Origin of the sequence: Variovorax sp., assembly GCF_035634955.1 — a bacterium.
Taxonomy (GTDB): domain Bacteria; phylum Pseudomonadota; class Gammaproteobacteria; order Burkholderiales; family Burkholderiaceae_C; genus Variovorax.
In genome coordinates, this window is the sequence record NZ_DASQBZ010000025.1 from 380911 (window position 1) to 393843 (window position 12933).

Here is a 12933-nt window from a genome sequence, read left to right on the forward strand (position 1 = left end):
GCAGCCCGGTGCTTACGCCGGGCCATAAATGGGGCGCGAGCGCAGGATAATCGCGCCATGGCTACCTCTTCGTCCCCCTTCGCCTTCCTTGGCGAATTCGCGAGTCAGCTCGGCAGTCGGCTCCAGCCACCGGCCTGGGCCATCCACGAGATCCAGCACCGCACGGTGCTCTTTCTCAACCATGTGCTGCAGCAGGAACCTCAGGCGCAGGAGCGCCTGGCACGACAGCAGGGCCGCGTGGTGGAGGTGCGCTGGCGCAGCATCGTGCTGCGCCTGGAAGCCACCCCGGCCGGCCTGGTCGACCTGGCGCCCGAAGGCGCGACGCCCGACCTGACCCTGGGCATCGCGCAGGAATCTCCCTTCGAGCTGGCGCAGTCGGCGCTGCGCGGCGACAAGCCGCAGGTGCGCATCGTGGGTGACGTGCAATTGGCGGCCGAGGTGAACTGGCTGGTCGACCACGTCCGCTGGGACGTCGAGGACGACCTGGCCCGCGTGATCGGCGACGTGCCGGCCCACGGCATCGCCGATGCCGCACGCAAGGTTGTCGGCACGCTGCGCCAGTTCATCGACAAGGCGGCACGTACCAGCCCTGCGAAGACCGAATGAGTCGTCTCTTCCGAGGCGCGTTCATCGTCTGGATCGCGCTGCGCTACGGCCTGGACGAGCTCGTCCTCAACAGCTTCCAGAAGCCCTGGCTGCATGCCGTGGCGCGCCTGGTCTCGGTCGGCCGCCGGCTCGACGCGCCGCGCGGGCAGCGGCTGCGCGAGGCGCTGGAGCGGCTCGGGCCCATCTTCGTCAAGTTCGGCCAGGTGCTGTCGACCCGCCGCGACCTGCTGCCCCCCGACATCGCCGACGAACTCGCCTGGCTGCAGGATCGCGTACCGCCATTCGATTCGCAAGTGGCACGCCAGACCATCGAGCGCGCCTTCCATCGACCGGTCGACCAGATCTTCGAGCGCTTCGACGACGTGCCGGTGGCCAGCGCTTCGATCGCGCAGGTGCATTTCGCCACCTTGCGCATGCCCGACGGCGGCCTGCGCGAGGTAGCGATCAAGGTACTGCGGCCCGGCATGCGCGGCGTGATCGAGAAGGACCTGGCGCTGATGGCCCTGATGGCCAACTGGGTCGAGAGCCTGTCGGCCGACGGCAAGCGCCTGAAGCCGCGCGAGGTGGTGGCCGAGTTCGACAAGTACCTGCACGACGAGCTCGACCTGGTTCGCGAGGCCGCCAACGCGGCCCAGCTGCGGCGCAACATGAGCACGCTCGACCTGGTCATGATCCCGGAGATGATCTGGGACTACTGCCAGCCCGAGGTCATCGTCATGCAGCGCATGTACGGCGTGCCCATCGCCCAGCTCGACCGGCTGCGCGCCGCCGGCGTCGACGTGCCCAAGCTGGCGCGCGACGGCGTCACCATATTCTTCACGCAGGTGTTCCGCGACGGCTTCTTCCATGCGGACATGCACCCGGGCAACATCCAGGTGAGCGTGGAACGGGAAACGTTCGGCCGCTACATCGCGCTCGACTTCGGCATCATCGGCACGCTGACCGAGGTCGACAAGGAGTACCTGGCGCAGAACTTCGCCGCGTTCTTCCGGCGCGACTACAAGCGCGTGGCCGAGCTGCACCTGGAGAGCGGCTGGGTGCCGGAGGGTACGCGGGTGGATGAGCTCGAGGCCGCCATCCGCACCGTGTGCGAGCCCTATTTCGACCGGCCCTTGCGGGAGATCTCGCTGGGCATGGTGCTCATGCGCCTGTTCCAGACGTCGCGGCGCTTTCACGTCGAGATCCAGCCGCAGCTGGTCCTGCTGCAAAAGACGCTGCTCAACATCGAAGGCCTGGGGCGGCAGCTCGACCCCGACCTGGACCTGTGGGCCACCGCCAAGCCGTTCCTCGAGAAATGGATGGTCGACCAGCTGGGCCCGCGCAAGCTGCTTCAGCAGTTGCGGGCGGAGGCCCCGCGCTTTGCCAAGCTGCTGCCGCAGTTGCCACGGCTGCTGCACGACTACCTCGAGCGGCGGCCCGCCGACCATCGGCGCGAGCTGCAGGAACTGCTGGCCGCGCAGAAGCGTACCAACCGCCTGCTGCAGGGCATCATCTACGGCGGTGTCGGCTTCGTGCTGGGCCTGCTGGCGATGCAGCTGGTCATGCGCGTCAGCCTGTTCTGAATTTCCACCCACCCTAAAAGACGCGAGGAGAAACCCCCGTGCTGTTGTCCCTGGTCATCCTCTACCTGCTGATCACCATTGCCATCGGCCTGTATGCGGCCCGGCGGGTCAAGAACACCACCGACTTCGCCATCGCCGGGCGGCACCTGCCGCTTTTCATGATCGTGACCACCACCTTCGCCACCTGGTTCGGGTCGGAGACGGTGCTGGGCATTCCGGCCAAGTTCATCGACAGCGGACTGGGCGGCGTCATCGAGGACCCGTTCGGCGCGGGCACCTGCCTGATCCTGGTGGGGCTGTTCTTCGCGGGCAAGCTCTACCGCATGACGCTGCTGACCATCAGCGACTACTACCGCGAGCGCTACGGCCGCACGGTGGAGGTGGCCTGCTCGCTGATCATCATGCTGAGCTACCTGGGCTGGGTGTCGGCGCAGGTCACCGCGCTCGGGCTGGTGTTCAACGTGCTGTCCGGCGGTGCCGTTGGCATTCCGATGGGCATGGTCATTGGCGTGCTCTCGATCCTGGCGTACACGCTGTTCGGCGGCATGTGGTCGGTGGCCGTCACCGATTTCATCCAGATGATCATCCTCGTGGCAGGGCTGGCGGTGCTGGCAGTGTTTGCCGGCGAGATGGCCGGTGGCGCCGACAAGGTCATCGCCTTTGCCGCCAGCCGCGACCTGTTCCGGTTCTGGCCCGAGCCGAGCTTCAAGGACATGGTGTTCTTCTTGGCGGCCGGGCTGACCATGATGCTCGGCTCCATTCCCCAGCAGGACGTGTTCCAGCGCGTGATGTCGGCCAACAGCGTCAAGTCGGCCACGCGCGGCCCGGTCATCGGGGGCGTCGCCTACATCCTGTTCGCCTTCGTGCCCATGTTCCTGGTGGCCAGCGCGCTGCTGATCATGCCCGAGCAGACTGCCCAGCTTCTCAAGGACGATCCGCAGCGCGTGCTGCCGACGCTGGTGCTCGAGAAGATGCCCTTCGTGATGCAGGTGCTGTTCTTCGGCGCGCTGCTGTCCGCCATCAAGTCGACCGCGTCGGCGACCCTGCTGGCGCCCAGCGTGACATTCACCGAGAACATCTGGCGCCAGTTCCGGCCGAGCGGCTCGGACAAATCCAACCTCCGGACCATGCGCATCACCGTCCTGGTGTTCAGCGCCGCGGTATTGGCCTACTCGATCCGGATGGAAGGCACGCCCATCTACGAGCTGGTCTCCGGGGCCTACCAGGTTCCGCTGGTGGGCGCCTTCATCCCGCTCGTCTTCGGCCTGTACTGGCAGCGTGCCACCACGCAAGGCGCCGTGCTCGCCATCGTCCTGGGGATCGGCGTCTGGATCGCCGGGCTGGCCATGCCGTGGGGCGAGGCATTCCCCGCGCAGCTGGCCGGCCTGCTGGCGTCCCTGGCCGGCATGGTGGCCGGATCGCTGGCACCCCAGTGGGTGGCCAACGTGCGCACACCGCACCGGCCGCTGGCCGCCTGAGGCGGCCCGTGCGCCCTGCGCGGCGGACGGATCTGCGAGGGCGCGCCTTATAATTGCGGGCTTTGCTGGCGGAGCGCCTCCAATTCGTCAGGCCCCGCATCACGCCTTCATCCCAATGCCTATCTATGCCTACAAGTGCAGCGCCTGCGGCCATGCCAAGGACGTGCTGCAGAAGATGTCCGACGCGCCGCTGACCGACTGCCCGGCATGCGGCGCCGCTGCATTCAGCAAGCAATTGACCGCTGCCGGCTTCCAGCTCAAGGGTTCGGGCTGGTATGTGACCGATTTCCGCGACGGTGGCAGCAACACCGGCAAGGGCAAGAGCGACAGCGCCGCGCCGAAGGCGGCCGAGGCTGCCACCGGCACCGGCGGTGACGCTGCTGCCGCGGGACCGTCGGCGCCCGCAGCGGCTCCGGCCGCCGCGCCCGCGGCGGCGCCTGCTGCCGCACCGGCGCCTGCCTCCGGCAGCGCCAGCTAGAGAGAGGGCGCCGAACGCCATGCTCGCGCTGCGCAAGTGGCTGGTGTCCGGCCTGCTGGTCATCGTTCCCCTGGCGATCACGCTCGGGGTGCTCGACTGGATCATCGGCACGCTGGACCAGACGTTGTGGCTGCTGCCGGCCCATTGGCAGCAGTGGCTGGCGCAGCACCGCGTGCGCGGGCTGGGCGTGCTGCTCACGCTGACCATATTGCTGGGGGTGGGCGCGGCGGCCAGCAACTTCATCGGCAAGCGGCTGCTCGGCTGGGGCGACGCCCTGGTGCGCCGCATCCCGGTGGTGCGCTCGATCTATTCCAGCGTCAAGCAGGTTTCCGACACGCTGTTCTCGGACAGCGGCAACGCCTTCCGCACTGCGGTCCTGATCGAATGGCCGCGGCCGGGCGCGTGGACCATCGCCTTCGTCACCGGCACACCCGGCGGCGACGTGCGCAATCACCTGCAGGGTGACTACCTGGGCGTGTACGTGCCCACCACGCCGAACCCCACCGGCGGCTACTTCGTGATGCTCAAGCGCACGGACTGCATTGAACTGAAGATGAGCGTCGACGAGGCGCTCAAGTACATCGTGTCGATGGGCGTAGTGGTGCCAGGCGGCCCCGAGTCCATCAGCCACGCCTAAACCGAACAGAAGAAGGAGTAGGCGCCCCCGCGGCGCCGCCAACACCATGGCGATGCGTACACACTATTGCGGTCTCGTGACCGATGCCCTGCTGGGCCAAACCGTCACCCTGTGCGGCTGGGTGAACCGCCGGCGCGACCATGGCGGCGTGATCTTCATCGACCTGCGCGACCGCGAGGGCAATGTGCAGGTCGTGTGCGACCCCGATCGCGCCGACAGCTTCGGCATCGCCGAGGATCTGCGCAACGAGTTCTGCGTGCAGGTCACCGGCCTGGTGCGTGCGAGGCCCGAAGGCACGGTCAACGACAACCTCAGGAGCGGCAAGATCGAGGTGCTGTGCCATGCGCTCAAGGTGCTCAACCCGTCGGTGACGCCGCCCTTCCTGCTCGACGACGACAACCTCAGCGAGACCACGCGCCTGACGCACCGCGTGCTCGACCTGCGCCGCCCGGTCATGCAGAACAACCTGATGACCCGCTACAAGGTGACGATGGAGGCACGCAAGTTCCTCGACGCCAACGGCTTCATCGACATCGAGACCCCCATGCTGGGCAAGTCGACGCCCGAGGGCGCGCGCGACTATCTGGTGCCCAGCCGCGTGCACGACGGCAGCTTCTTCGCGCTGCCGCAGTCGCCGCAGCTGTTCAAGCAGTTGCTCATGGTCGCCGGCTTCGACCGCTACTACCAGATCGTCAAGTGCTTCCGCGACGAGGACCTGCGCGCCGACCGCCAGCCCGAGTTCACGCAGATCGACATCGAGACCTCGTTCATGGCCGAGAACGAGATCCGCGAGATGTTCGAAGGCATGATCCGCCAGGTCTTCCGAGCGGCCGCCGGCATCGAGCTGCCCCCGTTCCCGACCATGACCTACGGCGACGCCATGTTCAAGTACGGCTCGGACAAGCCGGACCTGCGCGTCAAGCTGGAGTTCACCGAGCTGACCGACGTCATGCGCGACGTGGAGTTCAAGGTGTTCTCGGCAGCCGCCAACATGAAGGACGGCCGCGTGGTGGCCCTGCGCGTGCCCGGCGGCGGCGCCGAGGGCGGGCTCAGCCGCGGCGAGATCGACGCCTACACCGAGTTCGTCAAGATCTACGGTGCCAAGGGCCTGGCCTACATCAAGGTCAACGATGCCGCCGCCGGCCGCGAAGGCTTGCAGAGCCCGATCGTCAAGAACCTGGGCGATGGCGCCCTGGCCGAGATCATCGCCCGCACCGGCGCGCGCGACGGCGACCTGATCTTCTTCGGTGCCGACAAGGCCAAGGTGGTGAACGACGCCATCGGCGCCCTGCGCATCAAGGTCGGCCACAGCCCGTTCGGCAAGAAGTCTGGCCTGTTCGACGATCGCTGGGCGCCGCTGTGGGTGGTCGACTTCCCGATGTTCGAGTACGACGAGGAAGGCCAGCGCTGGTCTGCCGTGCACCATCCGTTCACGTCGCCCAAGGACGGGCACGAGGACATGATGGACACCGCACCCGAGAAGTGCCTGGCCAAGGCCTACGACATGGTGCTCAACGGCATCGAGATGGGTGGCGGCTCGGTGCGTATCCACCGCGAGGAAGTGCAGAGCAAGGTGTTCCGCGCGCTCAAGATCAATGCCGAGGACGCCCAGGCGAAGTTCGGCTTCCTGCTCGACGCGCTGCAGTACGGCGCGCCCCCGCACGGCGGCATCGCCATCGGCCTGGACCGCCTGGTCATGCTGATGACCGGCGCCGAATCGATCCGTGACGTGATCGCCTTCCCCAAGACCCAGCGCGCCCAGGACCTGCTGACGCAGGCGCCCAGCCCGGTCGACGAGAAGCAGCTGCGCGAACTGCACATCCGGTTGCGCAACACGGCCGCCAAGGCGGACTGACGCTCAGGCTGCCGCGCCGTCCGGCGCCCGCCCGCACCGCGGCAACGCGCGGTCGGGCAGGGCGCCTTTTCATTTATGCTGGCAGCATGCGGCACCGGACATCGCCGGTGGCCGCGAAGCCATGGACGCGCACGTCAAGCCCTTCAAGATTCCCGAGTCGGTGCTGGTGGTCATCCACACCGCGCAGCGCCAGGTGCTGCTCATCGAGCGCGCCGACACGCCGGGCTTCTGGCAGTCGGTCACAGGCAGCAAGGACCACCCGGACGAACCCCTGGCGCTCACCGCCGCGCGCGAGGTGCTGGAGGAAACCGGCTTCGACTGCGGCCCGGCCAGCGCATTGGCCCGGTCGCTGCGCGACTGGAGCCTGACCAACGAGTACGACATCTATCCGCGCTACCTGCACCGCTATTCCCCCGGCGTCACCCGCAACCGCGAGCACCTGTTCGGCCTGTGCCTGCCCGAGGCGGCGGTGCCGGTGCTGAGTCCGCGCGAGCACACCGCCTGGCGCTGGCTGCCCTGGCGCGAGGCGGCCGACGCCTGCTACTCGCCCTCGAACGCCGAGGCGATCCTGTTGCTGCCAGAATTCATGGAATGAGCGAGCAGCAGGGCAAACTTCGCGTTGCGACGTACAACATCCACAAGGGTGTGCAGGGCGTCGGGCCGGTGCGGCGACTCGAGATCCACAACCTCGGCCACGCGGTCGAGCAGCTCGACGCCGATATCATCTGCCTGCAGGAAGTGCGCAAGATGAACCGCCAGGCGGCCATGCGCTTTGCCCGCTGGCCGGAGCTGCCGCAGGCCGATTTCCTGGCGCCCGAGGGCTATACGGCCGTCTACGAGACCAACGCCATCACGCGCCACGGGGAACACGGCAACGCGCTGCTGACGCGGTGGCCGGTACTGCACACGTCGCATCGCGACATCTCGGACCACCGCTTCGAGCAGCGCGGGCTGCTGCACGCGGTGATCGAGGTCGAAGGCGTTCCGGTGCATGCCATCGTGGTGCACCTGGGGTTGATCAAGGGCAGCCGCGTGCGCCAGGTGGCGCTTCTGCGCGATTTCATCGACAAGGAGATTCCGCCCGGCGACCGGCTCGTCGTCGCGGGCGACTTCAACGACTGGGGCGCGCGCATGCGCTACGCCATGAACGCGATGGGCCTGCGCGACTCCAGCGACCTGCGCGGCCCTCGCACCCTGACGTACCCGTCGCGCCTGCCGCTGACGCAGCTCGATTTCATTTACGCCCGCCACATGCCGGTGACCGAATGCGCCGTGCCGCGCGGCCCGGTCTGGGCCCGGATGTCGGACCACCTGCCGCTGGTCTCGGACTTTTCGCTATGAATTTCATAGCAAAGAGGCGCCGTCGCTGCTGAGTTCCCGCTCGGGAACGTGGAAAAGCCTTTGCCTGATAGGATGCCGCCCATGCTGACCAAGATCGACGCCAAGCTGCGCCCAGTCGAAAGCGGAGCGCCGGACGAAGGCACGCCCGTTTCCGTCAAGATCCGCGAGCGTGTGAAGGCCGCGCGCCAACGCTACAACGCCAACGACAACATCGCCCAGTTCATCGAGCCGGGCGAACTCGAAGCGCTGCTCGACGAGGTCGAGGAGAAGATGAAGGGCGTGCTCGACAGCCTGGTCATCGACGTCGAGAACGACCACAACACCGGCGCCACCGCGCGCCGCGTGGCCAAGATGTATGTCAACGAGGTGTTCCGCGGCCGTTACGTGCCGGCGCCCTCGCTGACCGAATTCCCGAACGCCGAGCGGCTCAACGAACTGATGATCGTCGGGCCGATCACCATCCGCAGCGCCTGCTCGCACCACTTCTGCCCGATCATCGGCAAGCTGTGGATCGGCGTGATGCCCAACGAGCACACCAACGTCATCGGCCTGTCCAAGTATGCGCGGCTGGCCGAATGGGTCATGGGCCGCCCGCAGATCCAGGAAGAGGCCGTGGTCCAGCTGGCCGACCTGATCCAGGAAAAGACCCAGCCCGACGGGCTGGCGCTGGTGGTCGAGGCCGAGCACTTCTGCATGCAGTGGCGCGGCGTCAAGGAAATGGACAGCAAGATGATCAACTCCGTCATGCGCGGCGCGTTCCTCAAGGACGCGTCGTTGCGTCGCGAATTCCTCTCGCTGCTGCCGCGAAAGGGTTGACGCCATGCTCGTGCGCCTGCTTTACGCCAGCCGCGCGGTGGACGCCAGTCCTGCGGCGATCGAGGCGATCCTGACCCAGTCCAGGCAGCACAACACCTCCTGCGGCATCACGGGCATCCTGTGTCACGGCGGCGGTGTGTTCCTGCAGGCCATCGAAGGCGGCCGCAAGGCCGTCAACGAGCTGTACGCCCACATCCTGGCCGACGCCCGCCACAAGGACGTGCAGCTGATGCACTACGAGGAAATCAACGAGCGCCGCTTCGGCGGCTGGACCATGGGCCAGGTCAACCTGACCAAGGTGCACGCCTCGATCCTCCTGCGTTATTCCGAGCGGCCGGAACTCGACCCCTACGCCGTGTCCGGCAAGGTCTCGCTGGCCCTGCTCGAAGAGCTGATGGCCACCGCCTCGATCGTCGGCCGCGGCTGATCGGCTGATACACGGGCTGCCCATGCCGGCGCTGCTGGTCGGCTGCGACTTTTCCAGCGCGCCGACCCGGCGCAAGAACATCGTTGTCGCGACAGGCGGTGTCGTCGGCGCCGACGTGCGGCTCCAGGCCGTCCATCGCTTCCATTCGCTCGACGCCTGGTCCGATTGGCTGGGCTCGCAGCCGGCCTGGGTCGGCGCATTCGACCTGCCTTTCGGCCTGCCGCGCGAACTGATCGAGTCATTGCAGTGGCCGCTCGACTGGCGCGCCTCGATCGCGCATTTCGCGGGCATCGACCGCGTCGAACTCCGGCGCCGCCTGGCGGCCTTCTGTGCCGCGCGTCCGGCGGGCGGGAAGTTCGCGCACCGGGCCACGGACGGGCCGGCGGGCTCCAGCCCCTCCATGAAGTGGGTCAATCCGCCCGTGGCCTGGATGCTCCACGCCGGCGTGCCGCGACTGCTCGCCACGGGAGCGCATTTTCCGGCCCACCTGCCGCCGCCGCAGGGTGAGCCGGCACGCGTCGCGCTCGAAGGGTATCCAGGCCTCGTGGCGCGGGACGTGCTCGGGCGCACCAGCTACAAGAGCGACGCGGCGACGCGGCAGGACGAAGGGCGCCGCGAGGCGCGCGAATGCCTGCTGCGGGCACTCGAGGCCGGCCAGACGCGCCTGGGCCTGTCCCTGGCCGTCGGCGGGGCGCACCGCGCCGAACTGGTGGCGGACGGCAGTGCCGATACGCTGGACGCCGTCCTGTGCCTGATGCAGGCTGCCTGGGCGGCGCGGCGGGCGGACTCGCCCGGGCGGGGGTACGGCGTGCCGCCCGGCGTCGACCCGCTCGAGGGTTGGATCGTCGGCGCGACGCCCCCGTAACACGGCATCGGTCCCGTCCTACAGCCGACGACCGCCGCGACAGACGCCGGCATCGCCGCGCGCAGATTAGTGTCGGGCCTGCGGACCGCGCGGTGCTCGCGCGGCCCTACCAGCAAAGGAGATCTTTACATGACCCCAACCTCTGCCAACCTGAAGACGACGCTGACGCGCGCCGGTTGGGCGCTGGCGCTGGCTGGTGCTTCGCTCGCCGTGGCCGGCTGCGACAACGCGAGCGACCGCACTGCCGGCGAGAAGCTCGACGATGCCATCGCCCGCACCGAACGCGCGGCCGACCAGGCGGCCGACAAGACCGCACGCATGGCCGGCGAGGCGAAGGACCGCATGGCCACCTCGGACGTCCCCGACAAGATGGCCGATGCGGCCCGCAAGGCCGGCGCCGCCGTCGAAAAGGCCACGTCGGACGCCAGCATTACCGCCTCGGTCAATGCGGGTCTTGCCAAGGACCCGCAACTGAGCGCGCTCGAGATCGACGTCGATACCGACGCTGGCAAGGTCACGCTGACCGGCCCCGCGCCGAGCGCCGAGGCCAAGGAGCGCGCCGAACAGATCGCTCGCGGCGTGCAAGGCGTCAGCGCAGTCGACAACCGGCTCGAAGTCAAGACGATGTAGCGGGCCGGGCCTGCGGCAGCTGCGGCACAAGAAAAAAAGCCCTGGCATGCCAGGGCTTTCTTTCTTGCGAAGCGCGGATCAGTTGTCCAGCCAGTCCCGCAGTTCGTCGGCGTGCTCTTCCTCGTCGGCCAGGATTTCCTCCAGCATCCGGCGCGTGGTGGGATCCTTGTCGCCGATGAGCACGATCATCTGGCGGTAGCTCTCCACGGCGATGCGCTCGGCCACGAGATTGGCGCGCACCATGGCCTTGAGGTCGGTGGACTCGTCATAGTCGGCGTGGCTGCGTTCGAGCAGCGTGTTGGGAGAGAAGTCGGGCTCGCCACCGAGCTGCACGATCCGCTCGGCGATCTTGTCGGCATGGGCCGTTTCCTCGTTCGCATGCACCAGGAATTCGTCGGCGATCGCCGGGGAAGACACCCCGTGCGCGGTGAAGTAATGGCGCTTGTAGCGCAGGATGCAGACCAGTTCGGTCGCCAGCGCATCATTGAGCAGCTTGAGGATGTCTTCGCGCCATGGGCCGTAGCCGGGCGTGACGGCGCCATCGTCAAGGCTGCTCGCGGCGGCCTTCAAGGCGCTTTCGTCGAGCGTCAGCTTCTGGCGCTGGGTGCCCTGGTCGGGTCTTGCAGTTGCGGTTGTCATGGCGTGAGGTCCTTTCGTGGGAATGGCTCGCGGTGCATGAGCGTGTTGATCACGCCCGCAAGCTCGGAAGTCTTGAAAAGTGCGGCAATGGCCGCCGATACCGTGAGCAGGCGCCAGGGGCGCGTGAGCACCAGCACGCCGCCGGTGGCAGCCGCGGCAACCATGAGCGCCACCGGCCGCTCGTGCGCGGCGCGCTCGAGCAACGGGCGCGCCAGCTGCCCTGCCGCGTGCAGCGGGTGCCTGCGCCACCAGTGACCGGCCAGGCGCTGCCCCAGCTTCAGCCAGCCCGCAGCCGGATGCGCCGTGGCGGCCTCGACGAAATAAGTCGTGGCATCGCCGGTCCTGTCGCGCGGCTGCAGTGCTCGCCGGCGCCCTGGCAGGTGTTCCTGCCGCAGGTGCTGCACCAGCGCATGGCGCGACATGGCCAGCCGCTCCTGCGGTGTCGGTTCGACGTTTTCAGCGTTCATCGTATTGCCCCGCCAGGTGCAGAGCCTCCACGTCGGCGTCGAGTTGCGCCCGGATATCCTTGAAGCCGTCCAGGTCCGCCGGGCGCGTCGCGATATAGGCGCCGACGAGCGCTATGACGACCGCCACCCCTGGCACGATCACCAGGACCCAGTTGAATTGGCCGTGCAGCACGCCCAGCATCACGGCGATGCCGATCAGGCCCAGCGCCATCATCGCGGCGATGACCGCCGTGACGCCGGCGATGGTGCGGGCAACGAGCCGCCGCGCGGTGTCACCGGCTTCCTCGCGTACCAGCGCCACGTAGTTGGCCAGATGGTCGGCGACAAGTTCCGGATGCCCGAGGACCGTGGTGTAGATTGGATGCAGCATGTGGCCACGCGGACGCCTCGCGGCGACGGAAGGTTGCAGGTCGAAGACGGCGGCCCGATGTCGCGCGACGGGCCGGAACGCTCAGGCGAGTGGCACAGGAGGCGCCTGGCCTGGACGGGATCAGTCGTCGCGGCTGCGGGTCGCGAGAACCAGCAGCGCCGTGATGGCGGCGCCGGCGGCGGCGGCAAGCAGGATCGAGCGCACCGGCTGGTCCGCGATGTATTGCCCCGTGCGGTCTGCAGCGACTTCGAACTGGCGTTGGGCGCGTGCGCTGGTACGCGAAGCGGAGTCCAGCCCGCGCTGGACTGCCTGCTGCACGCGTGCGGCCAACTGCTCCATCGTCGGTTCGGCTTCGCGACGCATGTCGCGCACCTTTTCTCCGGCGGCGTTCACCGCGTTCTGCGCGTAGGCGCGCGTCGTGTCCATGGCGTCATTGGCGGTCTGGCGCAGGTCGTCGGCCAGTTCGGACGGCGTCTTGGAAGCGGATTGCATGATGTTCCCTTTCTGAAATAAACCTGTATGCCGATGGCTCGTGCCGATGCGATCGTAGCCCCGTCATCGGCGGCGCAGCAAGCCGGCGATGAAGCCGGCCAGCGCCAGCACGGCGAAGATGACGAACAGCAGCTTGGCAATGCCGGCGGCGCTTGCAGCGATGCCGCCAAAGCCCAGTACGGCAGCGATCAGGGCGATGACGAGAAACACGACTGCGTAGTGCAACATCTATTGGCTCCTTTGGGTACGCGCTTCGATGGTCGAGACGCC

17 protein-coding genes are annotated in these 12933 nt (G+C 67.8%); 12 read left to right on the forward strand and 5 right to left on the reverse strand.

Going from position 1 to position 12933, the window contains the following annotated elements; all coding sequences use genetic code 11:
- The first annotated feature begins 57 nt into the window (after positions 1–57).
- The 12 genes from VES41_RS16130 (at position 58) to VES41_RS16185 (ending at position 10695) form a co-directional block, all read left to right on the forward strand.
- Positions 58–606 carry a hypothetical protein gene (locus VES41_RS16130; protein WP_324818990.1) on the forward strand — a complete coding sequence of 183 codons (549 nt, stop codon included), beginning with the start codon at positions 58–60 and terminating at the stop codon, positions 604–606.
- Entirely contained in the window at positions 603–2168 is a 1566-nt protein-coding gene (ubiB, locus tag VES41_RS16135; RefSeq protein WP_324818993.1) for a ubiquinone biosynthesis regulatory protein kinase UbiB, read from the forward strand. Before VES41_RS16130 ends, ubiB begins: the two co-directional genes overlap by 4 nt.
- A gap of 38 nt (positions 2169–2206) precedes the next feature.
- Positions 2207–3646 (forward strand): sodium:solute symporter family protein, encoded by a 1440-nt coding sequence (locus VES41_RS16140; protein ID WP_324818996.1) that lies wholly within the window; start codon positions 2207–2209, stop codon positions 3644–3646.
- A gap of 115 nt (positions 3647–3761) precedes the next feature.
- Positions 3762–4124, forward strand: a complete 363-nt coding sequence (locus VES41_RS16145; RefSeq protein WP_324818999.1) for an FmdB family zinc ribbon protein — start codon at positions 3762–3764, stop codon at positions 4122–4124.
- A 19-nt stretch (positions 4125–4143) separates the two neighbouring features.
- Entirely contained in the window at positions 4144–4761 is a 618-nt protein-coding gene (locus VES41_RS16150; RefSeq protein ID WP_324819002.1) for a DUF502 domain-containing protein, read from the forward strand.
- A 46-nt stretch (positions 4762–4807) separates the two neighbouring features.
- The gene (aspS, locus tag VES41_RS16155; protein ID WP_324819006.1) at positions 4808–6616 is read left to right on the forward strand and encodes an aspartate--tRNA ligase; all 1809 of its coding nucleotides are present in this window, start codon (positions 4808–4810) and stop codon (positions 6614–6616) included.
- Positions 6617–6737: 121 nt separating this feature from the next.
- The gene (gene nudB, locus VES41_RS16160) at positions 6738–7211 is read left to right on the forward strand and encodes a dihydroneopterin triphosphate diphosphatase (RefSeq protein WP_324819009.1); all 474 of its coding nucleotides are present in this window, start codon (positions 6738–6740) and stop codon (positions 7209–7211) included.
- Positions 7208–7957, forward strand: coding sequence for an endonuclease/exonuclease/phosphatase family protein (locus VES41_RS16165; RefSeq protein ID WP_324819012.1), 750 nt, complete (start codon positions 7208–7210; stop codon positions 7955–7957). The genes nudB and VES41_RS16165 overlap by 4 nt, the downstream gene beginning before the upstream one ends.
- A gap of 81 nt (positions 7958–8038) precedes the next feature.
- On the forward strand, positions 8039–8773 hold the full coding sequence (gene folE / locus VES41_RS16170; protein ID WP_324819014.1) for a GTP cyclohydrolase I: 735 nt from the start codon (positions 8039–8041) through the stop codon (positions 8771–8773).
- A gap of 4 nt (positions 8774–8777) precedes the next feature.
- Positions 8778–9200 (forward strand): BLUF domain-containing protein, encoded by a 423-nt coding sequence (locus VES41_RS16175; RefSeq protein WP_324819016.1) that lies wholly within the window; start codon positions 8778–8780, stop codon positions 9198–9200.
- A gap of 22 nt (positions 9201–9222) precedes the next feature.
- Positions 9223–10065 carry a DUF429 domain-containing protein gene (locus VES41_RS16180; RefSeq protein ID WP_324819019.1) on the forward strand — a complete coding sequence of 281 codons (843 nt, stop codon included), beginning with the start codon at positions 9223–9225 and terminating at the stop codon, positions 10063–10065.
- A gap of 129 nt (positions 10066–10194) precedes the next feature.
- Positions 10195–10695 carry a BON domain-containing protein gene (locus VES41_RS16185; RefSeq protein ID WP_324819022.1) on the forward strand — a complete coding sequence of 167 codons (501 nt, stop codon included), beginning with the start codon at positions 10195–10197 and terminating at the stop codon, positions 10693–10695.
- Between the two features lie 78 nt (positions 10696–10773).
- On the opposite strand, the gene VES41_RS16190 is transcribed toward VES41_RS16185, so the two are convergent.
- The 5 genes from VES41_RS16190 to VES41_RS16210 form a co-directional block, all read right to left on the reverse strand.
- Entirely contained in the window at positions 10774–11334 is a 561-nt protein-coding gene (locus VES41_RS16190) for a ferritin-like domain-containing protein (protein ID WP_324819024.1), read from the reverse strand.
- Complete coding sequence (locus VES41_RS16195) at positions 11331–11801, reverse strand: hypothetical protein (protein ID WP_324819026.1); 471 nt, start codon at positions 11799–11801, stop codon at positions 11331–11333. The genes VES41_RS16190 and VES41_RS16195 overlap by 4 nt, the downstream gene beginning before the upstream one ends.
- Positions 11791–12171, reverse strand: coding sequence for a phage holin family protein (locus VES41_RS16200; RefSeq protein ID WP_324819029.1), 381 nt, complete (start codon positions 12169–12171; stop codon positions 11791–11793). Before VES41_RS16200 ends, VES41_RS16195 begins: the two co-directional genes overlap by 11 nt.
- A 120-nt stretch (positions 12172–12291) precedes the next feature.
- On the reverse strand, positions 12292–12663 hold the full coding sequence (locus tag VES41_RS16205) for a hypothetical protein (RefSeq protein ID WP_324819031.1): 372 nt from the start codon (positions 12661–12663) through the stop codon (positions 12292–12294).
- A 63-nt stretch (positions 12664–12726) separates the two neighbouring features.
- The gene (locus tag VES41_RS16210) at positions 12727–12891 is read right to left on the reverse strand and encodes a DUF1328 domain-containing protein (protein WP_324819034.1); all 165 of its coding nucleotides are present in this window, start codon (positions 12889–12891) and stop codon (positions 12727–12729) included.
- Between the last annotated feature and the right edge of the window lie 42 nt (positions 12892–12933).